Genomic DNA, 24,230 nt, shown 5'->3' on the forward strand with positions numbered 1-24,230 from the left:
GTCGCGAAGCGGCCTTGTTTTGGGGCTGCTGCGCAGCCCAGCGGGAGCAAGCTCCCTCGCCACAGGATGATTGCCCGGCTTTATTTCGCTTAACTGACGGGCATTAAGCCAGTCGGCTCGTTTTTTTCAATGTCCATGGATGTTGTGGTGCTTTTGGCGCGAAGGGATTCGTATGCGTTCGTTTTTGCTGCTGTTTGTATTGAGTTGTTCTGTTTCCGTCGGGGCCCTGGCCGAGCCGTTTTATAACGCCAAGCCCCTGGCCCATCCGCTGATAAAAAGCTCCCAGGAGAGTGGGGCGACGCTGGCGTTTATCCGCGAAACGGAAGGTGTCGTGGGCTACTCATGCCTGTGCGATTCGCCGGATGGCGCGCCGCAAGTGCTCGACCGGTATGGCGATGCCAGTGTCGAGTCGGTGTTCTATGCCAGCCTCGACAGTGATCTCCAGACGTTGGTCGTGCTGTCCCGGGCGAAGGGGCAGTACGCCCTTCATGGTTATCGGTTCGTGCCGTCTGCCGGGACGTATCGCCGGCTCGAGACGCTTCAGCCGGTGCTGGATCGTATCGCTGCCAATCGCAAGGTCCTCAATGCCGCCATTGTCCAAAAAGCCCTGGGCGCGTTGCCGCCTTACGCTTACGGCGCCGTGGTGCCCGTGACCGGTATCGTTGAATTCGACACGCTCAATCCCGCTGACGGTACGCTGGTGGGCTACTTCGGTGTCGATGGTGTCCCGGCCTCGGCGGGACAGCCGGCGGAGGATCCTCATCGCGATACCTACAAAAAGACCTTCCAGCAGCGCGAAGGGCGCTGGCTCACGCTGACGTATGAGCGCGTGTCGCCTCGGGATGAGGATGTGGGGGCTGCGTATAGCGTCAGCCGGATGGCTTGGGAAACCCGTCCGGAGCTGTACCGAGGCTCTGAGGATGGGGTGGGAGCGATCGTGGGGGATAGGCAGCTCTGGGCGCTGGGTTCGTATGCCCAGGGCAAGAAATCGGGTCAGTGGAAGGAGTTTGGCCCGGCGGGCGACGAGTCTACCGGCGCCTACGTGGATGGGGTGCGCCAGGGGCCGTGGGTTATCAGTGATAGGGGGACGGTTTCCAAGGGCATGATCGTCGATGACTTCTACGAGGGACGCTGGACGATCGAGGGGTACGACGATGAGGTGCTGATGTCGGGCTTCGATACTTACAAGCACGGTGATTTTGACGGGCCTTCCGAGCGTGTGCGTCAGGGCGAGGTGATCCAGTGCGGCGATTTCGTGGCGGGGGTGCAGCACGGGGATTGGAAAATGCCGTGGGGCGAGGAGCGTTACGTGCAAGGCGTCCGAGAGGGGCGTTGGACTTTGAAGGTGGAGGGCGGTGGCGTCCAGACCGTGGATTTTGTCGCCGACAAGATGCATGGCGAGTTGCGAGAAGTGGATGCCGCCGGGGTGTTGCGGCGGGTCGAGCACTACCGAGCGGGTGTGTTGGATGGGTTGAAAGAGACCTATGCGGCGAATGGCAAGCTCACCTATTCGGCCCACTACGCCAATGGCCAGATCGAAGGGCGAGCGCTGACCTACACGGACGACGGTGCCGTGCTGCTGTCGGATATCTCCTGGCGTTACGGTTCGCGAGAGGGCGCATTTCGTCTTTATCACCCCAATGGTCAGCCCGATACGGTGGCAACGTACGAAAAGGATGAGCCCATTGGCAATGTGCAGTCATTCGACGCGAATGGGGTGTTGATCGCGGACCGCAACTATTGCCATGTGCCGGATGGGAAGTACACCCGCATCAAGTTGTGCGGCAAGCAGCGCGGGGCGTTCAATAACGGCCGCTTCGATTCCGAAAGTGACTACCTGTTTGGTAACGAGCAGAGTGCCCGCTATACCCAGGATGGGCGCAATGTGCGGGAGGTGTTGCTGGGGCCTGATGATCGTGTGACTCACAAGGAATACTACCCCAGCGGTCAGTTGAAGTCCTCCGAGGCTCGGCAGGGGTTCCGGCTGATAACGGTCTACGGGCGCGAATACAAGGACTATTCGTACGCCAGGCGCGAAGGCGAGACGGTCTACTACTACCCGACGGGTGTGGTCGAGCGCCGCATGACCTTCAAGGATGACAAGATCGTGGGCTGCTACACCGGCTACGACGAGGCGGGCGCACAGAACTTCCCGCCATCAGGAGGTTGCCCTCCGCCGAAGCCGGTGGTGTTCAATTTCGGCGAGTAGGGATTCTGATTTCCCTGATCAATGTGGGAGCTTGCTCGCGAAGGCGGCTGCACAGTCAATATCCCTGCTAGCTGACCCATCGCTTTCGCGAGCAAGCCCGCTCCCACAGGGAGGTTGTGGTGAGTGGAAAATGTATGCTCGCTGCAGATCCAGTGTGGGAGCGAGCCTGCTCGCGAAGACGGCGATACCGTCACCCTCTCCATTGGCTGATCCGCCGCCATCGCGAGCAGGCTCGCTCCCACAGGGGAGGGGCTGCTCTGGTTGGGGGGGGGGGCAAATCGCAGGCAATAAAAAACCGACCCTGAGGTCGGTTTTTTAATGAGCGCGTCGCTTAGGCAGCAGCGGCAACGTTCAGGGCCTTTACGTGGCCATTCAGGCGGCTCTTATGGCGAGCAGCCTTGTTCTTGTGGATGATGCCTTTATCGGCCATGCGGTCGATAACTGGCACAGCCAGAACGTAAGCAGCTTGAGCTTTTTCAGCGTCTTTTGCGTCGATGGCCTTGACTACGTTCTTGATGTAGGTACGGACCATGGAACGCAGGCTGGCGTTGTGGCTGCGACGCTTCTCAGCCTGTTTTGCACGTTTTTTGGCGGAAGGTGTGTTGGCCACCGTCGAGCTCCTCGAAAGACTTTTTGGGAAATAGCAAACAAAATAGGCCGCGAATCATGCCGATGAGTTGAAGTCTTGTCAAGGGCGGGTGACGCGTTCCGCTGAATGGCAGGTGCTGCGCACCGAAGGATTTCTTTCCGGCGTGCGACCTGTAAACTCGCGGGCTTTGGCTCTGCACTGTTTAGCGGCGCGGAGTATCGCACAAGTGGGCGCGTTGTTCGCCTGCTGTTTATCGACAGGCAAAAACTCTTTTCATGAATCTGCTCAAATCGTTGGCCGCCGTCAGCTCTATCACGATGCTTTCCCGCGTCCTGGGGTTCGTTCGCGATACGTTGATCGCACGGATATTCGGCGCCGGGATGGCCACCGACGCCTTCTTCATCGCCTTCAAACTGCCCAACCTGTTGCGGCGGATCTTCGCCGAAGGCGCGTTCTCCCAGGCTTTCGTGCCGATCCTGGCGGAATATAAAAGCCAGAAAGGCGACGAGGCGACTCGCACATTCATTGCCTACGTCACCGGCCTGCTGACCTTGGTGCTGGCGCTGGTCACGGCCGCCGGCATGCTCGCCGCGCCCTGGGTGATCTGGGCCACGGCGCCGGGCTTTACCGATACCCCGGAAAAATTCCAGCTCACCGCTGACCTGCTGCGGGTGACCTTTCCTTATATATTGCTGATTTCCCTGTCGTCCCTGGCCGGGGCGATCCTCAATACCTGGAACCGCTTTTCCGTGCCGGCCTTTGTGCCGACCCTGCTCAACGTCAGCATGATCGTGTTCGCGGTATTCCTGACGCCTTACTTCGATCCGCCGGTAATGGCCCTGGGCTGGGCGGTACTGGTCGGCGGCCTGGCGCAACTGTTGTATCAACTGCCACACCTGAAAAAGATCGGCATGCTGGTGCTGCCGCGGCTGAACCTGCGCGACAGCGGCGTGTGGCGGGTGATGAAGCAGATGCTGCCGGCGATCCTCGGGGTGTCGGTGAGCCAGATTTCCTTGATCATCAACACCATCTTTGCCTCGTTCCTGGTGGCCGGCTCGGTGTCGTGGATGTACTACGCCGATCGCTTGATGGAATTACCATCCGGTGTGCTGGGCGTGGCCTTGGGCACGATCCTGCTGCCAACCCTGGCCAAGACCTACGCCAGCCAGGACCGCCACGAATATTCGCGGATCCTCGATTGGGGCCTGCGCCTGTGTTTCGTGCTGGTGCTGCCGTGTGCGCTGGCGCTGGGGATCCTCGCCGAACCGTTGACCGTCTCGTTGTTCCAGTACGGTCAGTTCAATGCCTTTGATGCCTTGATGACTCAGCGGGCACTGATCGCTTACTCGGTGGGCTTGCTCGGGATCATCGTGATCAAGGTGCTGGCCCCAGGGTTCTACGCCCAGCAGAACATCCGCACGCCGGTGAAGATCGCCATTTTCACCCTGGTGATGACGCAACTGTTCAACCTGCTGCTCATCGGCCCATTGGCCCACGCGGGCCTGGCCCTGGCGATCAGCGCCGGTGCCTGCCTCAACGCCGGGCTGCTGTTCTATCAGTTGCGCAAGCAGAAGATGTATCAACCACAACCAGGCTGGGCCAAGTTCGGCCTCAAGCTGCTGGTGGCCGTGGCGGTGATGTCGGCGGTATTGCTGGGGGCCATGCATTTCATGCCGGCCTGGGGCGAAGGGCAGATGCTCGAGCGTTTCCTGCGCCTGGGTGCCCTGGTGGTGGCCGGCGTGGTGGCGTATTTCGGCATGTTGCTGCTGATGGGGTTCCGTCTGCGCGACTTCAACCGCAAGGCCTTGAGCTGAGGGCGGGCCCTCGATAATCCCGGGCCGGGCAGTGGTTTTGTCGGTTCGATCACTTTGGGGTGCGGTGTTGCCTGTCGTCGGCCGCCGGGTGTGGTTATAATCGGCCACTTTATGAGCAAGAAGCGCGTTATGCAGCTGGTTCGAGGCCTCCACAACCTGCGCCCCCAGCATCGGGGCTGTGTCGCCACTATTGGCAACTTTGACGGTGTTCACCGTGGCCACCAGGCTATCCTGGCGCGGCTGCGCGAGCGTGCGCTGGAATTGGGCGTGCCCAGCTGCGTGGTGATCTTCGAGCCGCAGCCACGGGAGTTTTTCGCCCCGGACACCGCCCCGGCCCGTTTGGCCCGGTTGCGGGACAAGCTGCAACTGCTGGCCGCCGAAGGCGTCGACCGGGTCCTGTGCCTGGCCTTCAACCAGCGCCTGAGCAAACTCAGCGCCGCCGAATTCGTCGAGACCATCCTGGTGGACGGTCTCGATGTGAAACATCTGGAAGTCGGCGATGATTTCCGTTTCGGTTGCGACCGGTCCGGGGATTTCGATTACCTGCAACAGGCCGGTATCGCCCAGGGGTTCACCGTCGAAGCGGCGCAGACCGTCGAGATGGATGGCTTGCGCGTCAGCAGCACCCAGGTCCGCAATGCCTTGGCGGCGGCTGACTTCGAATTGGCCGAGCGCTTGCTCGGCCGGCCGTACCGGATTGCCGGGCGGATCCTGCACGGGCAGAAACTGGCGCGCCAACTGGGCACGCCGACGGCCAACGTGCAGCTCAAGCGCCGTCGTGTGCCGCTGACCGGGGTGTTCCTGGTGAGTGTCGAGATCGACGGCAAGACCTGGCCCGGCGTCGCCAACATCGGCGTGCGACCCACGGTCCAGGGCGATGGCAAGGCCCACCTTGAAGTACATGTTCTGGATTTTGCCGGCGATCTGTATGACCGGCGTTTGACGGTGGTTTTCCACCATAAGCTGCGTGAAGAGCAGCGTTTTGCCTCCCTGGAGGCGCTCAAGACGGCGATCCATGCAGATATCGCCGCCGCCCGTGCCCTTGTCGCAACCAGCGCCAATCGCTAATGAAGAGCCTTAAATGACCGACTATAAAGCCACGCTAAACCTTCCGGACACCGCCTTCCCAATGAAGGCCGGCCTGCCTCAGCGCGAACCACAGATTCTGCAGCGTTGGGACAGCATTGGCCTGTACGGAAAGTTGCGCGAAATTGGCAAGGATCGTCCGAAGTTCGTCCTGCACGACGGCCCTCCGTACGCCAACGGCACCATCCACATCGGTCACGCGCTGAACAAGATTCTCAAGGACATGATCATCCGCTCCAAGACCCTGTCGGGTTTTGATGCGCCGTATGTCCCGGGCTGGGACTGCCATGGCCTGCCGATCGAGCACAAGGTCGAAGTGACCCACGGCAAGAACCTGGGCGCGGACAAGACCCGCGAGCTGTGCCGTGCCTACGCCACCGAGCAGATCGAAGGGCAGAAATCCGAATTCATCCGCCTCGGCGTGCTGGGCGACTTCGCCAACCCGTACAAGACCATGGACTTCAAGAACGAAGCCGGTGAAATCCGTGCCCTGGCGAAAATCGTCGAGGGCGGCTTCGTGTTCAAGGGCCTCAAGCCGGTGAACTGGTGCTTCGATTGCGGTTCGGCCCTGGCCGAGGCGGAAGTCGAGTACGAAAACAAGAAGTCCTCGACCATCGACGTCGCGTTCCCGATCGCCAATGAAGACAAGCTCGCCGCCGCGTTCGGCCTGGGCAAGCTGGCCAAGCCCGCATCGATCGTGATCTGGACCACCACCCCGTGGACCATCCCGGCCAACCAGGCGCTGAACGTCCACCCGGAATTCAACTACGCCTTGGTCGACGTCGGCGACAAGCTGCTGGTGCTGGCCGAAGAACTGGTCGAAGCCTGCCTGGCCCGCTACAACCTCGAAGGTTCGGTGATCGCCACCGCCCCGGGTTCGGCGCTGGAGCTGATCAATTTCCGCCATCCGTTCTATGACCGCCTGTCGCCAGTGTACCTGGCCGACTACGTGGAGTTGGGCGCGGGCACTGGCGTGGTTCACTCCGCGCCGGCCTATGGCGTCGACGACTTCGTGACCTGCAAGAAATACGGCATGGTCAACGATGACATCCTCAACCCGGTGCAGAGCAATGGCGTGTACGCGCCATCGCTGGAGTTCTTTGGCGGCCAGTTCATCTGGAAAGCCAACCCGGCCATCGTCGACAAGCTGACCGAAGTGGGTGCGCTGCTGCACACCACCGTCATCGAACACAGCTACATGCACTGCTGGCGCCACAAGACCCCGCTGATCTACCGCGCCACCGCGCAGTGGTTCATCGGCATGGACAAGCAGCCCACCAGCGGCGACACCTTGCGTCAGCGTTCGCTCAAGGCTATCGAAGAGACCCAGTTCGTTCCGGCCTGGGGCCAGGCACGCCTGCACTCGATGATCGCCAACCGTCCGGACTGGTGCATCTCCCGCCAGCGTAACTGGGGCGTGCCGATCCCGTTCTTCCTGAACAAGGAAAGCGGCGAGTTGCACCCGCGCACCGTCGAACTGATGGAAGCGGTGGCCAAGCGTGTCGAAGCCGAAGGCATCGAGGCCTGGTTCAAGATGGATGCCGCCGAGCTGCTGGGCGACGAAGCACCGCTGTACGACAAGATCAGCGACACCCTGGACGTCTGGTTCGACTCCGGCACCACCCACTGGCACGTGCTGCGCGGTTCGCACCCGATGGGCCACGAGACCGGCCCACGCGCCGACCTGTACCTGGAAGGCTCGGACCAACACCGTGGCTGGTTCCACTCGTCCTTGCTGACCGGTTGCGCCATCGACAATCACGCGCCGTACCGCGAACTGCTGACCCACGGCTTCACCGTCGATGAGTCTGGCCGCAAGATGTCCAAGTCCCTGGGCAACGTGATCGCGCCGCAAAAGGTCAACGACACCCTGGGCGCCGACATCATGCGCCTGTGGGTGGCGTCCACCGACTATTCCGGCGAGATGGCCGTTTCCGAGCAGATCCTGCAGCGCAGCGCGGACGCCTACCGGCGGATCCGTAACACCGCGCGCTTCCTGCTTTCGAACCTGACCGGCTTCAACCCGGCCACCGACCTGCTGCCGGCCGAAGAAATGCTCGCGCTGGACCGGTGGGCCGTGGACCGTACCCTGTTGCTGCAACGCGAATTGCAGGAGCACTACGGCGAATACCGCTTCTGGAACGTCTATTCCAAGATCCACAACTTCTGCGTGCAGGAGCTGGGTGGTTTCTACCTCGACATCATCAAGGACCGCCAGTACACCACCGGCGCCAACAGCAAGGCCCGTCGTTCGTGCCAGACCGCGCTGTTCCACATCAGCGAGGCCCTGGTGCGCTGGATCGCGCCGATCCTGGCGTTCACCGCCGACGAGCTGTGGCAGTACCTGCCAGGCGAGCGCAACGAGTCGGTGATGCTCAACACCTGGTACGAAGGCCTGACCGAACTGCCGCAAGGCTTCGAGCTGGACCGTGCGTATTGGGATCGCGTGATGGCAGTCAAGGCTGCGGTCAACAAGGAAATGGAGATCCAGCGGGCAGCCAAGGCTGTCGGCGGCAACCTCCAGGCCGAAGTGACCCTCTACGCCGAAGATGCCCTGGGCGCCGACCTGGCGAAGCTGGGCAACGAACTGCGCTTCGTGCTGATCACCTCCACCGCCAGTGTCGCGCCGTTGGTGCAGGCGCCGGCCGATGCGGTGACCACTGAAGTCAGCGGCCTGAAGCTGAAGATCGTCAAGTCGAACCACACCAAGTGCGCCCGTTGCTGGCACTGCCGCGAAGACGTCGGCGTGAACCCGGAGCATCCGGAAATCTGCGGTCGTTGCGTGGACAACATCAGTGGTGCTGGCGAGGTTCGTCATTATGCCTAACGCAGCGGGCCGCTTCGGGCGGTTGGGCTGGCTCTGGTTGAGCGTGCTGGTCCTGGTCATCGACCAGGCCAGCAAGTACCACTTCGAGAACTCGCTGACGATGTACCAGCAGATCGTGATCATTCCCGATTATTTCAGCTGGACCCTGGCCTACAACACCGGGGCGGCGTTCAGTTTCCTGGCCGACAGCTCCGGCTGGCAGCGCTGGCTGTTCGCCCTGATCGCCATTGTGGTCAGCGCCGTGCTGGTGGTCTGGCTCAAGCGCCTGGGGCGCAATGAGACTTGGCTGGCGGTGGCGCTGGCCTTGGTGCTCGGTGGGGCCTTGGGCAATCTCTATGATCGCATCGCCCTGGGCCACGTCATCGATTTCATCCTGGTGCATTGGCAGAACCGCTGGTATTTCCCGGCGTTCAACTTTGCCGACAGTGCCATCAGCGTGGGCGCGGTGATGCTCGCCCTGGATATGTTCAAGAGCAAGAAAACCGGAGAAGCCGTCCATGACTGAGCAGCGTATCGCTCAAAACACCGAAGTGAAGCTTCACTTCGCCCTGCACCTGGAAAACGGCGACACCGTCGACAGCACCTTCGACAAGGCGCCGGCGGTGTTCAAGGTCGGTGACGGTAACCTGCTGCCGGGCTTCGAAGCGGCGATCTTCGGTTTCAAGGCCGGCGACAAGCGCACCGTGGTCGTGCCACCAGAAAACGCCTTTGGTCAGCCCAACCCGCAAAACATGCAGACCATGCCACGCTCCCAGTTCCAGGACATGGAGCTGTCCGAGGGCCTGCTGGTGATCTTCAACGACGCGGCCAATACCGAATTGCCGGGTGTGGTGAAGGCTTTTGATGACGCCCAGGTGACCGTGGACTTCAACCATCCGCTGGCGGGCAAGACCTTGAACTTCGAGGTGGAAATCCTCGAAGTGAAGGCGTTGTAACTGACTGGATGCGGTTTAGTGTGGGAGCGGGCTTGCTCGCGAAGGCGGAGTGTCAGCCAACATTAATGTTGAATGTAAGGCCCTCTTCGCGAGCAAGCCCGCTCCCACATGGATCTTCATTGTTTTCCGAGCCCTTGGTTCGATCAACAGGCAATTCTTGCGCGCAAGACACGAGGCACAGCATGCAAATCAAACTCGCCAACCCCCGTGGCTTCTGCGCCGGTGTGGACCGGGCGATCGAAATCGTCAACCGCGCCCTGGAAGTCTTCGGACCGCCGATCTACGTGCGCCACGAAGTGGTCCACAATAAATTCGTCGTCGAAGACCTGCGCAGCCGCGGGGCGATTTTCGTCGAGGAACTGGATCAGGTGCCGGACGACGTCATCGTGATCTTCAGCGCCCACGGGGTTTCCCAGGCCGTGCGCAGCGAAGCCGCCGGCCGTGGCCTGAAGGTGTTCGACGCGACGTGCCCATTGGTGACCAAGGTGCACATCGAAGTGGCCCGCTACAGCCGTGACGGTCGCGAATGCATCCTGATCGGCCATGAAGGCCACCCGGAAGTCGAAGGCACCATGGGCCAATACGATGCCAGCAACGGCGGTGCGATCTACCTGGTCGAAGACGAGGAAGACGTGGCGGCCTTGCAGGTACGCAACCCCGAGAGCCTGGCCTTCGTGACCCAGACGACCCTGTCCATGGACGACACCAGCCGCGTGATCGACGCCCTGCGTGCGCGCTTCCCGGCCATCGGCGGCCCGCGCAAGGATGACATCTGCTACGCCACCCAGAACCGCCAGGATGCGGTCAAGCAACTGGCCAACGAATGCGATGTGGTGCTGGTGGTCGGCAGCCCGAACAGCTCCAACTCCAACCGCTTGCGCGAGCTGGCCGAGCGCATGTCCACCCCGGCCTACCTGATCGACGGTGCCGAGGACATGCAGCGCAGCTGGTTCGAGGGCGTCGAGCGCATCGGCATCACCGCCGGTGCGTCCGCGCCGGAAGTCCTGGTGCGCGGCGTGATCCAGCAATTGCAGGCCTGGGGTGCCACCGGTGCCGATGAGTTGGCCGGTCGCGAGGAGAACATCACGTTTTCGATGCCGAAAGAGTTGCGCGTCCGCTCCTTGCTTTAAGACCTTTCTGGCACAGGGGCTCTTCGACTGCGACGCTTTCCAGGCGGACGCGGCCGGAGGGCGCCAATATCACTTGATGATGGCTGATCGCCTCGCTTTTGGCGCAGACATGCAACCTGCCTGCCTGGAATGAGCCGCTGGGGTGCAGGGCTTCCCCCTGGCTGCCGAACCTCACCCTGCGTCTCATCGGCTGGTTACCAACCACCCGGGCGTTTGCGCGGCGCTCCATCAGCACGGTCTTCTCCTTGTCATCCAGGGTGATGCGCCAGCCTCGGCCCCAATCGTTGTCTATCGCCCTGAGCACGACCGTCCGGTTGCGCGCGATGGCTTCGCTGCGTGCGCTGCGTAACCCGCTGATCAGCAACTGCACGGTATCCTCGCGTTCGATAGACTCGATCAGCTCTTTGTAGCCCGCGCTGGCCCACGACAGAACAATTGCGGCAATTGCCAGTCCCATGAGCAGTTCGATCAGGCTGAAGCCCTGTTGATACATGACGTCTCCTCCCTGGAGTCCGAAAACGACGCGCTCCTGGCGCCGCAAACCGAAACAACCGCACACAAAGGCGGTGGTTTGTTCTAGCGTGTAGAAGCAGGTATAGCCGACGGCAACGGAGGGCACCGATGGATCTTCGTACAAAAGGTTTCACGCTGATCGAGGTGCTGGTGGCCCTTGGCGTGCTGCTGATCCTGATCACCATGGCGGTGCCGTCATTTACCGGGTCGCTGCAGAGCACCAAGGCCGACACCGATATCGACGACTTGCGCCGGGCGCTGAACTTTGCCCGGATGACGGCGATCGACCGTGGTATCACCACGCGAATTCGCCCCACCGCCGAGGGCAGCGCCTGGAGCGGCGAACTGACGGTGTATGACAGTACTGGCTCGTCGCCCAATATATTGCGGGTTGTTCCAGCAATGAGCAGCGGCGCGACTCTGACGCTAACCTCAGACGTGACCAACATTGATTTCAACAATTTGGGCGGGCTATCGGCACCGGCCACGCCGGTGAGTTTCAATTATGTACGCGGGGCGCAGAGCAGGACGCTGAGTGTTTGCCTCAATGGACGAATCGTATTGGGAAGTTGCGGATGAAGGGTTGCAGTAAAAGGACGCAGGGGGGCATGACCCTGATCGAGGTGCTGGTGGCGGTGCTGATTCTCGGCGTCGGCTTGCTCGGGGCGGCGATGATCCAGCTCAATGCGCTCAAGTACACCGACAGCTCGCGCATGACCAGCCAGGCCAGTTTCATTGCCTACGACCTGCTGGACCGCATTCGCGCCAATTCCGCCGCCGACTACACCATCACGCCGCCCAGCTCGCCGAATCTCAACGTAGCCCGCGACCAGGACCTTTATGATTTCCAGACCAATATCGTCGCCTTCGGCGGCGCCACGGCCACGGGCACCGTTGCGCTGAACCAGCGGGTCTACACCATCACCATTTCCTGGGATGACGCCCGGGCCGCCAATACCACCGATGCGGCCGAGGCGCGACGCAGCTTTGTCCTGACCAGCCGCGTCGCCGTTGACCCGGTGGGGACGCCGCCATGAACCGGCACAGTCGCGGTTTTGGCCTGATCGAGTTGATGATCGCGCTGGTGCTCAGCCTGATCGTCATCCTGGGTGTCGTGCAGATTTTCATTGCCGCCAAAAACACCTACGTCAGTCAGAATGCCGCCGCGGTGATGCAGGAGGACGCGCGGTTTGCCTTGAGCAAAATGGTCCAGGAAATTCGCATGGTGGGGATGTTCGGTTGCTTGGCGACCATCATCGATGCCTCAACGGATAACAGTTTCGCTGTCAGCCAGACCACGCCAATCCGTTGGGATAACGCCAACCGGAGGTTGACCCTGGTCACCGCTGACATAGGCAGTGGCGGTAGCGATCCAACCTGGACCGTCGTCTCCGATTGCCGTACCTCGGCGACGGCCTATTCCAATGCGCGGCTACCAGCGACGGGGCAGATGGCGTTTCCGATTCGCCGACTGATCTACAGCTTCAATAACAACCAATTGATGCTGGGCAGCGGCACCGGCAATCCGACCCTGTACGTGCTGGTGGACCACGTGCGGGCGTTCGACGTGATGTTTGGCGTGGCTGGCAGCGCGACGGACATCGCGGCGTCGAGCTACACCAGCAACCCGGCTGACCCGGCGCTGATCCGCAGCGTACGCCTGAGCCTGACGCTCTTTGATCCGAGGGACACGGTGCGCGAGCAGACCTTCAATGTGGTTGCCGCCTTGCGCAACCGGCTGCTATGAAGGAGATGACTTCGATGGGGCACATGCATCGCCAACGTGGCATGGCCTTGCTGGTCAGCCTGGTCTTCCTGTTGCTGCTGACGTTGATCGGGTTGTCGTCGATGCAGAGCGCCACCCTCCAGGAAAAAATGACCAGCAGCGTCATGCAGCGCAACCAGTCCTTCCAGATGGCCGAGTCGGCGCTGAGGGTCGGGGAAAGCGCGGTGCAGGTCGAAACGTATTCATTGCCGATGTGCACCACTGCGACCCAGTGCGCGCCACCGGCCGAGTCGGCGACGTTGACGGGAGCGGGGCGCAATTCGTCGTCGGGGGTGCTCTGGGTTGCCGCCGCCGGTGGGTTCTATGGTGTGCAGAACATCGGCACGACGCTCACGGCGGTCAATGTGCCAGTCAATACGTCGGCAACGCTGTACCGGATCACGGCGGTAGCGGTGGTGGGCAATAACCAGCGCAGCGTGGTGGAGAGCATCTATGCGAAATACTAAGGTGCTTCGCGGCAGGTGGCAGGCGTTGTGGGGGGCGTTGCTGAGCCTTTACCTGGCGGCCCCGGCCTATGCGTTCACGCCTTCGGATTCGCCCTTGCTGAGTGCGGCCGCCGTCACGCCGAACGTGATGCTGCTGATCGATGATTCGGGGAGCATGAACAACATCATTTGGGCGGCGGGGTTCGATCCGGCAGCGACGCAAACACGCACTTACGCATGCAACGCCAGTAACAACTGCAACGACAGATATGAGCTGGACCTGGACGACTCGAATATCCTGTTGCTGAGCCTGTTGCGTGGCGGCTGCTCGTCTGGCTGGTACGGTTTCTATCGACCCAGTATCGGCCGGATCTGTCTGCGCTTGCCAGATCCTGTGGGAGGCGGCGATACCCGTTACACCGGCAAATACTTGGCGTATCTGGTGACACTGGCCAACGGCTCGAGCCGCGACTTCACCACAGGTACGATCCCCACGGATTATCGAATCAACGTGGCGCGGGATGTCTCCAATGACTTGGTCGCCAATAACCGCGCCCTGCGTATTGGACTTGCTACCTTCAACCCACCTAATTACAGCAACTCCGGCCCCGGCGGGTACATCGCTCGCGCCATCAGCGACCTGTCGCCGGTCACTGGCAGCGTGACCCAAACCCAGGCCAACGCCAACTACAGCGCCCTGGTCAATGCCATCAATGGACTGGGCGCGGTTGCGAATACCCCCTTGGCCGAGAGCTATTACGAAGTCACCCGCTACTTCAGGGGCATGGCGCCTTATTACAATGGAACGCCCACCACCTACACCAGCCCGATCCAGTACCGTTGCCAGAAAAATTTCGGCGTGGTGGTCACCGACGGCTTGCCCACCTATGACCGGACGTTTCCTACCAACGACCCGCTGGGCCTTTCCCGGCTGCCGAACTGGGATGGCATCAGCAGCAACGATGGCGCCGACCCCTTTGGCAACGCCGAGGGCGACACGCTTTACCTGGACGACATCGCCAAGTTCGCCTTCGACATTGACATGCGCTCCACCGGCACCGACGCCACCGGCAAGAGCTGGAACAGCGTGGATTTTCCTCGGCAGTATCTCAATACCTATACCGTAGGATTTGCCGTCACCAATCAGATGTTGTCCGACGCAGCCCGTTACGGGGCGGGCAAGTATTATCCGGCGAGCGACAGCGAAGGCCTGAATTCGGCGCTGTCGTCGGCCTTGAGCGACATCACGTCGAAGGCCGGTTCCGGGGGCGGTGGCACCACCAACGCCGCCACGTTGTCCAGCACCTCCAGCTACTACCAGACCACTTATGACCCCAAGGACTGGCGCGGGACCATCCGTGCGTTCGGCTTCACCTCGGCGGGCACGGTCAACACGGCAGCGGTGCAATGGACCACCGACACCGCCATCGTGCCCGGCGCCACGGCACCGATCTATCAATCCTGGAACAGCGCGACCAACGTGCCGGTGACCCTGGCCTACGGCAATTTTTCGCCGGCCCAGCAAACCAGCCTCAGCCAGAACCTGCCCACGGGGATTACCGGCAATGACCTGGTGGAGTGGAGCAAGGGCGTCAACAAGACCGGCCTGAAGGTGCGCAGCGCATTATTGGGCGACATCATCAATTCGCCGTTGGTGCTGGCATCGCCCAATGACCAGACCGCTGCGGACCTGCTCAACGACACCAGCTACAGCGCCTACCTGGCGACCAAGGCGACGAACATGAGCACCAGCCTGGTGGTGAATGGCAACGATGGTTTCTTCAGTGTCATCAACAGCGCAAACGGCACGCGGCGTTACGCCTACATGCCTTCGAACGTGCTGCCCTCGTTGCAGGACATTGCCGACGTCAACTACATCAACGGCGTGAGCCACAAATTCCTCGTGGATGGACAGATCGGCGTATTCGACGTGCAATCGGGGAGCGCCTGGAAGACCGTGGCCGTGGGCGGCACCGGGGCTGGGGGCAAGGTGTTCTATGCGGTCCAACTGTTCGATGCGGCGGCCGGCAATGCGTATCGGGCGTTGTGGCAAATCAGTGCGCCAACCGTCGCCAACACGGCCAATGCCTTCAATGACTTGGGCTATGCCTACGCGCGCCCCGAAGTCGCACGCCTGGCGGACGGTCGTTGGGCGGCGTTCATCGCCAATGGCTACGGCAGCAATACGGGTGTGGCGGCGTTGTACGTGGTGGATATCCGCGATGGTTCGCTGATCCGCAAAATCGTCATCAACAGCAGCGAAACCGATAACGGCCTGTCGTCGGTCAAGCTGCGGGTCAACTCGCAGAATATAGTGCAGGCCGCCTACGGTGGTGACTTGAAGGGACGGATGTGGAAGTTTGACCTCAGCGGCACTTCACCCACCGCGTGGGGCCTGGCGTTTGCTGGGCAACCGTTGTTCACCGCCCCCGGCGGCGCGACCCAGCCGATCACTGTGCAACCTCTGCTGGCCGACAATCCCCAGGGCGGCACCCAGGTGTTTTTTGGAACCGGCAAGTTCAACGAAGCAGCCGACAAGCTCAACAAGGATTTGCAGGCGTTCTATTCGATCTGGGACGCCACGGGCGGCGCGGGGCAAATTACCGTGTCGAGCCTGCAGGCCCAGTCGATCACCGGGGTGTTTTCCGGCAGCACCGGGCAGTTCGTCACCACCAGCCAGAGCGACGTGACGTATCCTGCGCAAAAGGGCTGGTACCTGCCCTTGGTGTACAACAACGTGCTGACCGGGGAGCGAGTCATCAACCCGGCCAGCCTGGTGCTCGGGCGTGTGGTCTTTACCACGGCCGCCGTGGACACCACTGACCCTTGCGCCAGCTTCGGCACCGGCAAACTGATCGAATTGGATGCGTTCAACGGTAAGATGCTCAACTATGCGGTACTCGATACCAACAACGATGGTTCGCTCACCAGCCTCGATACCATTTCCGCTGGTGTGGTGTTCACGGGCGGCATCCCGACATTGAGCGCCGTCGTCAGTGCCAACGGGGCCACCAATATGATCGTGAACGACTCCGGTGGTGGTATCACCGACCTGCTGGGCAAAACCGTCGGCGGCAGTCGCCGTATCATGTGGCGGCAAATACAATGAGGGAGCAAGGCATGCGCAGATCCAACCGCGGTTTCACCTTGATCGAAATCATGATCGTGATCGCGATCATCGGTATCGTGATCACCGTCGGCTATCCGAGCCTGACCGAGTATATGAAGAAGGGGCGACGGGCCGAGATTGCCGGGCTCTTGTCGGAGCAGGCGCAAATTCTTGAGCGCTACTATTCGAAGAACAACCGCTACACCGATGCGACTGGTCTGAGCAGCGGCAACGATTTCTACACCATTAACTTGGTACCAACGGACCAGAGCTTCACCCTGACCGCCGTGCGCAAGAGCGGCTCGTCCATGGCGACGGACAAATGCGGTGACTTCAAAATCACCAATACCGGCGTACGCAGCGTGGAAAATGCTACTGGGGTGACTGCCAAGGATTGTTGGGGGCGCTGAGTTTCTTTTATCCGGGCGCGCTTTGCGCCCTTTGTTTTGTGAGTCGAATCAGAACATGACCAGGCAACAGCAAGTGGTGATTGTCGGTGGCGGAGTCATCGGCCTGCTGACGGCGTTCAATCTGGCGTCCGCAGGGCAACGTGTGGTGCTGCTGGACCGTTCCAATGTCGGCCAGGAATCGTCCTGGGCCGGTGGCGGTATCGTTTCGCCGTTGTACCCGTGGCGCTATAGCCCGGCGGTCACGGCGCTGGCCCATTGGTCACAGGATTTTTATCCACAGTTGGGGGAGCGTCTGTTCGCGGCCACCGGGATCGACCCGCAAGTGCATGTGACCGGGCTTTATTGGCTGGATCTGGACGACCAGGACGAAGCGCTGGCCTGGGCCAAGCGGGAAGGGCGCCCGCTACGGGCTGTGGATATCTCGGCGGTTCATTATGCGGTGCCGGTGCTGGGCGCGGGTTTTTCCCGGGCGATCTACATGGCTGACGTGGCCAACGTGCGTAATCCCCGGTTGGTGAAGTCCCTCAAGGCTGCGTTGCTGGCGATGCCGAACGTCACGCTGCATGAGCATTGCGAAGTCAGCGGGTTCATTCGCGACGGTGGGCGTGTGGCGGGCGTGCACAGTTCTGCCGGTGAAATTCATGGCGATGAGGTGGTGCTGGCCGCCGGTGCCTGGAGTGGCGAGTTGCTCAAGAGCTTGGGCTTGAAGTTGCCGGTCGAGCCGGTCAAGGGCCAGATGATTTTGTACAAGTGCGCGTCGGATTTTCTGTCGAGCATGGTTCTGGCCAAGGGGCGTTATGCGATTCCGAGGCGTGATGGGCATATTCTGGTGGGCAGTACGCTGGAGCGTGAAGGCTTCGACAAGACCCCGACCGAGGTTGCGTTGGAGAGCCTGAAGGCTTCGGCGCAGCAGCTGATTCCGGCGTTGGCGGGTGCCGAGGTGGTGGGGCATTGGGCTGGGCTGCGGCCTGGGTCGCCTGAAGGTATTCCCTATATCGGCGAGGTGCCGGGGATTGCAGGGCTTTGGCTGAACTGTGGGCATTATCGCAATGGGTTGGTGTTGGCGCCGGCGTCGTGCCAGTTGTTTACGGATTTGATGTTGGGGCGTGAGCCGGTGATTGATCCTGTGCCTTATGCGCCGGCGGGGCGGTTGTAAGGTTTTATAATCCGATCCAAATTGTGGGAGCGAGCCTGCTCGCGAAGGCGGTTTGATAACTGGCCAGGGTTGTTGACCGAGTACATATCCATTCCTGCGGTAACGGCCACTTAGGGTTCCGCCCTTACGGCGGGTCACTTTTTTCAGACGCCAAAAAAGTAACCAAAAAGGCTTTGCCCCACCACTCGGTGCCTCGCCTAGGCTCGGCATGCCCTCACTCCGGCATTGCTCCGTGGGCCGCCGCGAAGGGCCATCCATGGCCCAGCGCGGCTATCCCGGCATCCATGCCGGGATGCCCACGGATCAATGCCTGCGTTCGGCCATCGTGGTTAACGGGGCGCTTGAGATCAACGTCCGCCCCGAGGCGGCCTAGTAGCCGACCTGGTTCTCCTGGTCGTACTCCGATCCCATTGTGGGAGCGAGCCTGCTCGCGAAGACGGCGGTACATCCAAGGCTGATGCAAGCTGATCCACTGCCATCGCGAGCAAGCTCGCTCCCACAGGGATTTTCAGTGGCCGCAAATCTGTAGATCGTCCCCGACCCAGTGTGGGAGCGAGCTCGCTCGCGATGACGACAGCCAATCCAATTCCTATCTAACTGAACCACCGCCTTCGCGAGCAGGCTCGCTCCCACAGGAGAAACGCGATCACCCTAAATCAGGTCGGCTACTAGGCCGCCTCGTGGTGGACGTTGATCTCGGCGCCCCGTTAACCACGATGGCCGAACGCAGGCATTGTGGAGTGGGCATCCCGGCATGGATGCCGGGATAGCCGCGCTGGGCCATGGATGGCCCTTCGCGGCGGGCCCACGGAGCAATGCCGGAGTGAGGGCACACCGAGCCTAGCCGAGGTGCCAAGTGGTGGGGCATGAGCGCTTTGGTTACTTTCGCGCTTTTCGAAAGTGACCCGCCGTCAGGGCGGAACCCTAAGTAGCCGTTACCGCAGAAACGGATATACACACCGCCCTTACAGCCGACCAAGCTTTGTGGGAATGGTCGGACAAAATTCTGATTCAAAAAGAATTTTCCGACGAGTTCTGGCGGTTGCCGGGTGGGAAGAACCCTGGCTAACCTTTCCCCGTCGCTGCCAATTCAGCGTCCGGGCGTCGCGGCCCGAAAACTTGGTAATCCATTTCCTCTTTGGAGTACCGCAATGAGTGACAAACCACTACCACCTTCAGAAACCAATAACGCTTCTCCTGACTCCAGCCATAACACGAAAGGGCTCGATGAAGCCGCCAAACGCGCCCTCGACTATTACCTCGGCCCAAAACCCGAAGCCAAACAGAAACCCACCTCAAACCAGCTATTCACTGTAGTGGACGGCATCGACACCGAATGCCTCCTCACCAACCTCAGCGAAACCCTGGCCTCCGCCAATGCCACGATCAGCGACCTGGCCTTCGAACTTGAAGGCTCGCGACGGCATGTCGCCTTGGGGATACAGCAGCTGATTGAACTGTGTGCATTACTGGCCAATCGAGTGCTGGACGAACGGGTGCCGGTGGCGGAAGGCTAGAAGAGCTGCGAAGGCGAACGCCGAACCTGTGGCGAGGGAGCTTGCTCCCGCTGGGTCGCGAAGCGGCCCCCAACCTGAGACCTCGGTGCATCAGGTGATCGAGTCGCTGCTTTTGGGGCTGCTGCGCAGCCCAGCGGGAGCAAGCTCCCTCGCCACAGGGGAATACGTGGGCTTCGAAACCGTGGCTCAATCCAGCCCAAGCTTCTTCAACCGATACCGCATCGACCGAAACGACAACTTCAACCGCTGCGCCGCCGCCGTGCGGTTCCAGCGGGTTTCTTCCAATGCCTGGAGGATGAGCTTGCGCTCGACCTCTTCCAGGTAATCCTCGAGATTGTCGACCTGCATCAAATCGGGATTGCCCGCCTCAGTCGCATTGCCCTCGGCCAGACGCAGGTCATCCGCTTCGATCAGTTGCTGTTCGCACAAGGTATAGGCCCGCTCAAGCATGTTCTCCAATTCCCGCACATTGCCCGGGAAACGGTAGTTCTGCAGGGCTTCCAGGGCTCGCGGATGGAGCTTTGCCGCAGGGCTGCCGGTAGCGCTGGCCAGGCGCTGGAGCATGTGGTTGGCCAAGGGCTCGATGTCTTCGCGGCGTTCACGCAACGGCGGTACGCGCAATTCGATGACGTTCAGCCGGTAATACAAATCCTGGCGAAAGCGCCCGGCGGCGACTTCGGCGTCGAGATCCTTGTGGGTGGCGCAGAGGATGCGCACATCCACCACTTCTTCCTGCTGGCCGCCCACGGCGCGCACGGCCTTTTCCTGGATGGCTCGCAACAGCTTGACCTGCATCGCCAAGGGCAGGTCGGCCACCTCATCGAGGAACAAGGTTCCGCCATGGGCGGCCTGGAACAGCCCAGGCTTGTCTTCGATGGCGCCGCTAAAGCTGCCTTTTCGGTGGCCGAAGAACTCGCTTTCCATCAGTTCCGTGGGAATCGCCCCACAGTTGACCGGTACAAAACGCTGGTTGGCGCGGGGGCCTTGTTCGTGGATCAACCGGGCGACCAGCTCCTTGCCGCAGCCCGATTCACCGCTGATGTACACCGGGGCCTGGCTGCGAGCAAGTTTCTCGATCTGCTTGCGTACACCGAGCATGGGGGGCGAGTCGCCTAGCAGGCAGCGTTCGAGGGTGCTGGTCGGTGTGGCGATCGGTGGCAGGCGCAGGGCGCTGGTGACCAGCTCCCGCAGCCGACCCAGGTCGACCGGTTTGGTCAGGAAGTCGAAGGCGCCGGCCTTGAGGGCGTCGATGGCGGTTTCCAGGCTGCCATAGGCGGTGATCATCGCCACGGGCAGTTGTGGATAACGTTGCTGGATGTGCTGCACCAGCTCCAGGCCGGTACCGTCGGGCAAACGCATGTCGGTCAGGCACAGGTCGAAGGCATCCCCTGCCAGCAGGGCTTGGGCCTCGGCAAGGTTCTTGGCGCTGCGGGTGTCGAGTTTCATCCGGCCCAGGGTGATGTCCAGGAGTTCGCGGATGTCCGGTTCGTCATCGACGATCAGGATTCGTTGCCGTGAGCGATTGTTCAAATCTGTTTCCGTCCGTGAGCAAAAGTGATGCGAAAGCAGCCGCCGCCTTGGCGTGGTTTGAAGTCTAGGCGGGCCTGGTTGCTTTCGCACAGCTCACGGGACAGATAGAGCCCAAGGCCGGTGCCCTGGCTGCTGGTGGTAAAGAAGGGTTCGAACAGATGCGCCTGCTGCTCGGGCGTGACACCGGGGCCGTTGTCGATGATGTCCAGGGTCGACAGCTGGCTGTGAGGGTCGATGAACAGTTTCAGCCAGGCGTCGGCCTGTTCATGGGCCATCGCGCTGTGGCGCCAGGCATTGCGCAGCAGGTTGTCGAGCACCTGGGTGAGTTGGTCGGGGTCCATGAGCGTGGTGTGGTCGCCCGGGTCGATGCTCAAGTGCAATCGTTGGTGGTCGGCCATGCTTTCGCGGGTCTGCCGGACGAACTGATCGAGCCAGGTCCGCAAGTCGAGGCGCTGGGGTGTGGTTTGCTGGCGGCGAGACAGCTGCAAGACGTTTTCAATGACGCGATTCATTCGTTGGGAGTGATCTTGAATAATCTGCGTCAGACGCCGATCCGCGTCGTTCAGTTCCTCGGATTCGCGCAGCAATTGCGCCGCGTGGCTGATGGCGCCCAAGGGGTTGCGGATTTCATGGGCGATACCGGCGGTCAGGCGCCCGAGGGAGGCGAGCTTGAGCTGTTGGGCGTGTTGGGCCACCTGGGCCAGGTCTTCGAGAAACACCAGGATCTGCTGCTGGTCGTTGTGGCCCAGGGCGATGAAGCTCGGTTGCAGGGTCAGGCCCGTGCCGCTGATGGTCAGGCTGGGCGGGCGCAGGCTGGGGTTGTTCAGCCAGAGTTGCAGGCGCTCGACCAGGGCGCTGGAGCAATCGTCGATCGGTTGGCCGACCAGGTCGTGCATGCCCAGCAGGTTCAGCGCGCTTTCGTTGGCCAGTTGGACCCGACGCTGGCGGTCGAGCACCAAGATGCCGGTGCGCATGCGTTGCAGGATCAGGGCATTGAGGGCTTCCAGTCCGACCACTTCGCTGGCCCGCTGCTCGGCCAGGGTTTCGCTGGCTTCCAAACGTCGGGTCAGGCCCTGCACCAGCAGCGCGGCGGCAAAACACAACGCCCCGAGGGTGCCGGCTTGCAAGTAACTGCTGGGACGGTTCGAGTCGCTCAAGCCAAGAAATAAACTCGAACCGACGATGCCAAGGGTGGCGACGGCCGCGATCAACAGGCCGATCCGGCCGCGCAGCAGCGTATTGCCGATGGCCACCGAGACGATGATCAGGTTGCCGATGGCGCTGGGGGCGCCGCCCGCGGCGAAGAACAGCCACGAGAGCAGCAGCACGTCGGTCAGGGCCAGGCCGAACAGCCGGGCAGGGCGGCGGGTGTTTTCCAGGAACACCACCAGCAGGATATTCAAGACCAGGTACAACCAGCTGCCACTGCGCAACAGGTCGTCGTTGGCGTATTCCAGCAGGCGGTTGTCCATGTTGCTGGAGATCAGCAGCACCAGGGTGATGCCGATACTCAGGCGGTACAGGTGGTAGAGGCGCAGCAGGCGCTGCGCCTGTTTGATGCGTGGGCTTGTAGCCTCAGCGCTCACGAGTGCCCGGGCCTTGCTCGAGATGAGCCTGGCTGCAATACCATTGCTGTTCGAGGGCCAGTGCCCGGTCACGGGGCAGGTGTACGCCGCAATGGGCGCAACGGACCATGGGCGGTGCGTCCTGTTCCTGGGTGGGGCGGGACGCGCGGCCGCCGGTCTTCTTCACCCCGCGAAAGATCCAGATAGCGAAGGCAACGACTGCGAACAAGATCAATAAACGAAGCATGATGGGCGGCTTTTTGGCTAGAGATCAGGCAGTTTAGCCAAGGACAGGAACGGCGCACAGCGCAATAAAACCCGGGCACAAAAAAGGGAGACCATCGGGTCAATGCTGTTCACTTGAGGCAAACGGCAAACCCGTGGCGAGGGAGCTTGCTCCCGCTGGGCCGCGAAGCGGCCCCAAAACCTGCCAAGTGTGGCGTATCAGACACACCGCACCCGCCGGTTTACGACTGCTTCGCAGCCGAGCGGGAGCAAGCTCCCTCGCCACAGGGTCATCATTTTTCTTAAGTGAACGGCATTAGACCGTCGGGTCTCCCTTTTTGCAGGTGCCTTGGCTCAGTCGAACAGCCCGAAGGTCATGTAGCTGAACCAGGAGCGGTCGCTGGAATCGCTCTCAGGCGCTTCTTCCTCGATCACGTCGCCATTTTCATCCTTGGGCTTGAGTTCGTTCGGGATGGCTTCCTTGGCATCCTGGAACTGGCGCTGTACGTCCTGGTTGGCGCGGGTTTCGCCCGGCGGCAGCGGTGGACGGGACTCGATCAGGCCCAGGGTGGCCTTGCTCAGCCACGAACGGTTGTCGGCTTCGTCAACGCGCGGGGTGAACTGGCCGTCGACCAGCGAAGGGTGATCCGGGTAGTTCAGCTTGAGGGTTTCCAGGCTGGTGGCGGCCAGGTCGTCCAGGTGCAGGCGCTGGTAGGCTTCGGTCATCACCGCCAGGCCATCACCCACCGAAGGGGTTTCCTGGAAGTTTTCCACCACGTAGCGGCCACGGTTGGCGGCGGCGACGTAGGCCTGACGGGTCAGGTAGTAGTCGGCCACGTGGATTTCGTAGGAAGCCAGCAGGTTGCGCAGGTAGATCATGCGCTGCTTGGCATCAGGCGAATAACGGCTGTTGGGGAAGCGGCTGGTCAGCTGGGCGAACTCGTTGTAGGAGTCGCGCGCGGCGCCCGGGTCACGCTTGGTCATGTCCAGCGGCAGGAAGCGCGCCAGCAGGCCGACGTCCTGGTCGAAGGAGGTCAGGCCCTTGAGGTAATAGGCGTAATCGACGTTCGGGTGCTGTGGGTGCAGGCGAATGAAGCGCTCGGCGGCGGACTTGGCGGCTTCCGGCTCGGCGTTCTTGTAGTTGGCGTAGATCAGCTCCAATTGGGCCTGATCGGCGTAGCGACCGAACGGATACCGCGACTCCAGCGCCTTCAGCTTGGCGGTGGCGCTGGTATAGCTATTGTTATCCAGGTCGTTCTGCGCCTGTTGGTACAGTTCGACTTCGCTCAGGTTTTCGTCTACGACTTCCTTCGACGAGCAAGCAGCAGTCAATGCGAGGATGGCGATCAGCAGCAGGTGTTTCACTTGCATGGCGGCTTGCGTCCCTATGACGGCCGCTGTCTT

General features: G+C 61.4%; 22 protein-coding genes. 16 read left to right on the forward strand and 6 right to left on the reverse strand.

The genetic code is table 11. The annotated features are described in order from the left end of the window. Nucleotides 1-199: 199 nt before the first annotated feature. Nucleotides 200-2,209, forward strand: coding sequence for a hypothetical protein (locus tag M1D99_RS04685; protein ID WP_458131439.1), 2,010 nt, complete (start codon nt 200-202; stop codon nt 2,207-2,209). A 331-nt stretch (nt 2,210-2,540) separates the two neighbouring features. On the opposite strand, the gene rpsT is transcribed toward M1D99_RS04685, so the two are convergent. After that, nucleotides 2,541-2,819: a 30S ribosomal protein S20 gene (rpsT, locus tag M1D99_RS04690; protein ID WP_003185593.1), complete on the reverse strand. Its 279-nt coding sequence runs from the start codon at nt 2,817-2,819 to the stop codon at nt 2,541-2,543. Nucleotides 2,820-3,073: 254 nt separating this feature from the next. On the opposite strand from rpsT, the gene murJ reads away from it, so the two are divergent. From murJ to ispH, 6 genes are all read left to right on the forward strand, one after another. Continuing rightward, nucleotides 3,074-4,612: a murein biosynthesis integral membrane protein MurJ gene (murJ, locus tag M1D99_RS04695; RefSeq protein WP_434574257.1), complete on the forward strand. Its 1,539-nt coding sequence runs from the start codon at nt 3,074-3,076 to the stop codon at nt 4,610-4,612. Between the two features lie 129 nt (nt 4,613-4,741). Next, a complete protein-coding gene (gene ribF / locus M1D99_RS04700; protein ID WP_186709827.1) occupies nt 4,742-5,680 on the forward strand; it encodes a bifunctional riboflavin kinase/FAD synthetase in 939 nt (312 codons plus the stop codon). A 13-nt stretch (nt 5,681-5,693) separates the two neighbouring features. Beyond that, nucleotides 5,694-8,525: an isoleucine--tRNA ligase gene (ileS, locus tag M1D99_RS04705; protein ID WP_458131440.1), complete on the forward strand. Its 2,832-nt coding sequence runs from the start codon at nt 5,694-5,696 to the stop codon at nt 8,523-8,525. Continuing rightward, entirely contained in the window at nt 8,518-9,030 is a 513-nt protein-coding gene (gene lspA, locus M1D99_RS04710; RefSeq protein ID WP_186709836.1) for a signal peptidase II, read from the forward strand. Before ileS ends, lspA begins: the two co-directional genes overlap by 8 nt. Continuing rightward, on the forward strand, nt 9,023-9,460 hold the full coding sequence (gene fkpB / locus M1D99_RS04715; RefSeq protein WP_458131441.1) for an FKBP-type peptidyl-prolyl cis-trans isomerase: 438 nt from the start codon (nt 9,023-9,025) through the stop codon (nt 9,458-9,460). Before lspA ends, fkpB begins: the two co-directional genes overlap by 8 nt. Before the next feature lie 182 nt (nt 9,461-9,642). Next, entirely contained in the window at nt 9,643-10,590 is a 948-nt protein-coding gene (gene ispH, locus M1D99_RS04720) for a 4-hydroxy-3-methylbut-2-enyl diphosphate reductase (RefSeq protein WP_122564938.1), read from the forward strand. On the opposite strand, the gene M1D99_RS04725 is transcribed toward ispH, so the two are convergent. Next, complete coding sequence (locus M1D99_RS04725; RefSeq protein WP_458131442.1) at nt 10,544-11,083, reverse strand: GspH/FimT family pseudopilin; 540 nt, start codon at nt 11,081-11,083, stop codon at nt 10,544-10,546. The genes ispH and M1D99_RS04725 overlap by 47 nt on opposite strands. 128 nt (nt 11,084-11,211) lie before the next feature. Between M1D99_RS04725 and M1D99_RS04730 the strand changes: the two genes are divergently transcribed. The 9 genes from M1D99_RS04730 (at nt 11,212) to M1D99_RS04770 (ending at nt 19,506) form a co-directional block, all read left to right on the forward strand. Beyond that, entirely contained in the window at nt 11,212-11,682 is a 471-nt protein-coding gene (locus tag M1D99_RS04730) for a GspH/FimT family pseudopilin (protein WP_186730515.1), read from the forward strand. After that, a complete protein-coding gene (pilV, locus tag M1D99_RS04735) occupies nt 11,679-12,140 on the forward strand; it encodes a type IV pilus modification protein PilV (RefSeq protein WP_186709844.1) in 462 nt (153 codons plus the stop codon). Before M1D99_RS04730 ends, pilV begins: the two co-directional genes overlap by 4 nt. Then, complete coding sequence (locus M1D99_RS04740) at nt 12,137-12,850, forward strand: PilW family protein (protein WP_458131443.1); 714 nt, start codon at nt 12,137-12,139, stop codon at nt 12,848-12,850. The genes pilV and M1D99_RS04740 overlap by 4 nt, the downstream gene beginning before the upstream one ends. A 5-nt stretch (nt 12,851-12,855) precedes the next feature. Then, complete coding sequence (locus M1D99_RS04745) at nt 12,856-13,335, forward strand: pilus assembly PilX family protein (protein ID WP_458132115.1); 480 nt, start codon at nt 12,856-12,858, stop codon at nt 13,333-13,335. Beyond that, a complete protein-coding gene (locus M1D99_RS04750) occupies nt 13,322-16,423 on the forward strand; it encodes a pilus assembly protein (protein WP_458131444.1) in 3,102 nt (1,033 codons plus the stop codon). The genes M1D99_RS04745 and M1D99_RS04750 overlap by 14 nt, the downstream gene beginning before the upstream one ends. An 11-nt stretch (nt 16,424-16,434) precedes the next feature. Further along, nucleotides 16,435-16,833, forward strand: a complete 399-nt coding sequence (locus M1D99_RS04755; RefSeq protein WP_186709852.1) for a type IV pilin protein — start codon at nt 16,435-16,437, stop codon at nt 16,831-16,833. Between the two features lie 55 nt (nt 16,834-16,888). Beyond that, nucleotides 16,889-17,989 (forward strand): glycine oxidase ThiO, encoded by a 1,101-nt coding sequence (thiO, locus tag M1D99_RS04760; protein ID WP_458131445.1) that lies wholly within the window; start codon nt 16,889-16,891, stop codon nt 17,987-17,989. A 208-nt stretch (nt 17,990-18,197) separates the two neighbouring features. Then, a complete protein-coding gene (locus tag M1D99_RS04765) occupies nt 18,198-18,362 on the forward strand; it encodes a hypothetical protein (RefSeq protein ID WP_434576665.1) in 165 nt (54 codons plus the stop codon). Nucleotides 18,363-19,140: 778 nt separating this feature from the next. After that, on the forward strand, nt 19,141-19,506 hold the full coding sequence (locus tag M1D99_RS04770; RefSeq protein WP_458131446.1) for a DUF6124 family protein: 366 nt from the start codon (nt 19,141-19,143) through the stop codon (nt 19,504-19,506). Nucleotides 19,507-19,692: 186 nt separating this feature from the next. On the opposite strand, the gene M1D99_RS04775 is transcribed toward M1D99_RS04770, so the two are convergent. From M1D99_RS04775 to M1D99_RS04790, 4 genes are all read right to left on the reverse strand, one after another. Continuing rightward, a complete protein-coding gene (locus M1D99_RS04775; protein ID WP_458131447.1) occupies nt 19,693-21,036 on the reverse strand; it encodes a sigma-54-dependent transcriptional regulator in 1,344 nt (447 codons plus the stop codon). Then, a complete protein-coding gene (locus M1D99_RS04780) occupies nt 21,033-22,622 on the reverse strand; it encodes a two-component system sensor histidine kinase NtrB (RefSeq protein WP_458131448.1) in 1,590 nt (529 codons plus the stop codon). Before M1D99_RS04780 ends, M1D99_RS04775 begins: the two co-directional genes overlap by 4 nt. Further along, entirely contained in the window at nt 22,612-22,848 is a 237-nt protein-coding gene (locus M1D99_RS04785; protein WP_186708979.1) for a PP0621 family protein, read from the reverse strand. The genes M1D99_RS04780 and M1D99_RS04785 overlap by 11 nt, the downstream gene beginning before the upstream one ends. Before the next feature lie 332 nt (nt 22,849-23,180). Next, nucleotides 23,181-24,197, reverse strand: coding sequence for an outer membrane protein assembly factor BamD (locus M1D99_RS04790; RefSeq protein WP_458131449.1), 1,017 nt, complete (start codon nt 24,195-24,197; stop codon nt 23,181-23,183). Nucleotides 24,198-24,230: the final 33 nt, after the last annotated feature.

The sequence above is a fragment of the Pseudomonas sp. R3-41 genome, assembly GCF_054161485.1.

Coding starts and splice junctions, on each gene's coding strand:
- murJ (WP_434574257.1), top strand. CDS start 3,074: ATGAATCTGCTCAAATCGTTGGCCGCCGTCAGCTCTATCACGATGCTT.
- M1D99_RS04750 (WP_458131444.1), top strand. CDS start 13,322: ATGCGAAATACTAAGGTGCTTCGCGGCAGGTGGCAGGCGTTGTGGGGG.
- M1D99_RS04725 (WP_458131442.1), bottom strand. CDS start 11,083: ATGTATCAACAGGGCTTCAGCCTGATCGAACTGCTCATGGGACTGGCA.
- M1D99_RS04755 (WP_186709852.1), top strand. CDS start 16,435: ATGCGCAGATCCAACCGCGGTTTCACCTTGATCGAAATCATGATCGTG.
- ribF (WP_186709827.1), top strand. CDS start 4,742: ATGCAGCTGGTTCGAGGCCTCCACAACCTGCGCCCCCAGCATCGGGGC.
- fkpB (WP_458131441.1), top strand. CDS start 9,023: ATGACTGAGCAGCGTATCGCTCAAAACACCGAAGTGAAGCTTCACTTC.
- pilV (WP_186709844.1), top strand. CDS start 11,679: ATGAAGGGTTGCAGTAAAAGGACGCAGGGGGGCATGACCCTGATCGAG.
- ileS (WP_458131440.1), top strand. CDS start 5,694: ATGACCGACTATAAAGCCACGCTAAACCTTCCGGACACCGCCTTCCCA.
- M1D99_RS04770 (WP_458131446.1), top strand. CDS start 19,141: ATGAGTGACAAACCACTACCACCTTCAGAAACCAATAACGCTTCTCCT.
- M1D99_RS04745 (WP_458132115.1), top strand. CDS start 12,856: ATGACTTCGATGGGGCACATGCATCGCCAACGTGGCATGGCCTTGCTG.
- lspA (WP_186709836.1), top strand. CDS start 8,518: ATGCCTAACGCAGCGGGCCGCTTCGGGCGGTTGGGCTGGCTCTGGTTG.
- M1D99_RS04730 (WP_186730515.1), top strand. CDS start 11,212: ATGGATCTTCGTACAAAAGGTTTCACGCTGATCGAGGTGCTGGTGGCC.
- ispH (WP_122564938.1), top strand. CDS start 9,643: ATGCAAATCAAACTCGCCAACCCCCGTGGCTTCTGCGCCGGTGTGGAC.
- M1D99_RS04785 (WP_186708979.1), bottom strand. CDS start 22,848: ATGCTTCGTTTATTGATCTTGTTCGCAGTCGTTGCCTTCGCTATCTGG.
- M1D99_RS04765 (WP_434576665.1), top strand. CDS start 18,198: ATGCCCTCACTCCGGCATTGCTCCGTGGGCCGCCGCGAAGGGCCATCC.
- M1D99_RS04790 (WP_458131449.1), bottom strand. CDS start 24,197: ATGCAAGTGAAACACCTGCTGCTGATCGCCATCCTCGCATTGACTGCT.
- M1D99_RS04740 (WP_458131443.1), top strand. CDS start 12,137: ATGAACCGGCACAGTCGCGGTTTTGGCCTGATCGAGTTGATGATCGCG.
- thiO (WP_458131445.1), top strand. CDS start 16,889: ATGACCAGGCAACAGCAAGTGGTGATTGTCGGTGGCGGAGTCATCGGC.